General features: G+C 48.6%; 1 protein-coding gene. It reads left to right on the top strand.

The window, feature by feature from the left end:
• Window positions 1-2,327: 2-oxoacid:acceptor oxidoreductase family protein (locus WBV75_RS11320; RefSeq protein WP_424120706.1), on the top strand; the 2,327-nt coding region annotated here is incomplete at both ends.

Below are 2,327 nucleotides of genomic sequence, written 5' to 3' on the forward strand. Positions count from 1 at the left end.
ACCCGAACCTCATGCCCAAAGATGCCGTCACCATACGTTTTCACTCCGTTGGGGGTTGGGGAGCCATAACCACAGGTAAAAACCTGGCGATGACCTTGTACGAACTCCTGGGTTATAACATCAAGGCGAATCCAAAATACGGGTCCGAGAAAAAAGGACAGCCCACCACTTACTATCTCGCGGCTTCTTCCGAACCCATTCGGATCAATTGCGAGTACTTCTTTGTGGATGTTGTTTTATCCCCTGACCCCAATGTATTTAAGCACACCAACGCCCTGGCGGGACTCAAAAAAGGCGGGAATTTCATCGTTCAGAGCGATAAAAAAACACCGGATGCGGTATGGGCAGAAATCCCTCAACAGTATCAGAAGATCATTATTGATAAAGACATCCATGTGTTTTATATCGACGGGTTTAAGATTGCCCGGGAAGAAGCTACCGATCCCGAATTGCAATTGCGGATGCAGGGAATTGCGTTCCAGGGTGCATTTTTCGCGGCCTCTCCCCTGATGGAAAAGTCCGGGTTGTCGGAAGAGAAATTGCTACATGCCATCGAACAACAATTGCAGCATAAATTTGGATCCAAGGGGCAAAGGGTCGTCGACGACAATATGCGCGTGGTCAAACGCGGCTTTGACGAAGTCTTTGAAATAAAGAATAAGGTATTGGGCGATGGCAGTAAGGACAAGGCCGGAAGTAATGGCCAGGCCCTGCTACCCATCCCTAAAATGATGAAAGAAATGCCCCAGAGTGAATCCCAGTTAAGTGATATCCATCGCTTTTGGGAACAAACCGGGAATTTCTATTTGAGGGGGATGGGGAACGACAACCTTACCGATCCTTTTATCGGTATGAGCGTTATGCCGGCACTTTCCTCCACCTTCCGCGATATGACGGGCATCCGCTTTGAACACCCTGAATGGATTCCCAACAACTGTACGGCTTGTGGAGACTGCTACACGGTTTGTCCGGATACGGCCATACCGGGACTGGTCAGCGAAGTCTCTGAAGTTTTTGATACCCTGGTCACACGGGTGAAAAAGAACCACGGAAAACTGGAGCACTTACCCAAGGCCGTGCGTAAAATGGAAGGCCATGTTCGAAACCTGTTTGAATCTTCGAAAAACGGGGCGACGGTCAACGATTATATTCAGCACGCCATTGATAAAACCATAGCCGACCACGGTCAGGATAAAGACCTGACCAAGGAGTTTGAGTGGTTTAAAGAAGAACTGGGGGATTTTAACTTTGCCCTGACCCGCCCCTATTTTGATCTGCATGAGAAAAAAGAAAAAAACAGCGGATGTTTATTCAGCATAACCATCAATCCCAATACGTGTAAGGGATGTATGGAATGCGTGCAAGTCTGTAATGATAATGCCCTGATCAAGATCCCTCAAACCGAAGGTTCTATCGTGAAACTGAATAAGGAATGGGATCTGTGGATGGACTTGCCCAATACGCCCCCCAAATTCAATCGTATCGACGATCTGGAAGAGAAGATCGGACCGCTGGAGACCATGCTCCTGAATAAAGACGCTTACCTGAATTTTGCCAGTGGCGACGGGGCTTGTCTGGGCTGCTCTGAAAAATCAGTAGTGCATTTGTTTATTGCCACCGTAGAGTCCCTGATGCAGCCTCGTATAGAAAAACACGTGGCCTACCTGGAGGAACTCACCGATAAACTGGAAAAACACATACAGGAAAAACTGATGCACCGGATCGATTTGAGCGATTCGGACATGATGGCCCGTATTGTTACAGAAATGCAGCATTCAGATTTAACCATGGCTGAAATTACCCGCAGGCTGGAATCTGAACATGGAGGTGAACCGATTGACCAGGATTGGTTGCAGCAGGTCACCCAACTGCTCGCCCAGTTGAAAAAATTACAGTGGAAATATGCCAAAGGAACCACAGGTAAGGGTCGCTCCAATATGGGGATGCTCAACGCCACCGGATGTACTTCTGTCTGGGGGAGCACCTGGCCCTTTAACCCCTACCCCTTCCCGTGGGCGAACCACTTGTTCCAGGATTCCACGTCTATGGCGATGGGAGTCTTTGAAGGGCATATGTCCAAAATGGCCGAAGGCTTCAGAGCCATTCGGAAGGCTGAACTGGAGCTGGAAGGGAAATACGATGCCAGTACGCACGATGAGTATTTTACCTATTTCAACTGGCAGCAATTTACAGATAAAGAATGGCTGTTATGCCCACCCGTAGTCAGCTTGGGCGGGGATGGTGCCATGTATGATATTGGTTTCCAAAACCTCTCCAGGATGATGGCTTCCGGGAAACCGATTAAGGTGATCGTCGTAGATACGCAG

The sequence above is a fragment of the Robiginitalea sp. genome, from assembly GCF_049588695.1.
In the GTDB taxonomy this organism is placed as follows: Bacteria; Bacteroidota; Bacteroidia; order Flavobacteriales; family Flavobacteriaceae; genus Robiginitalea.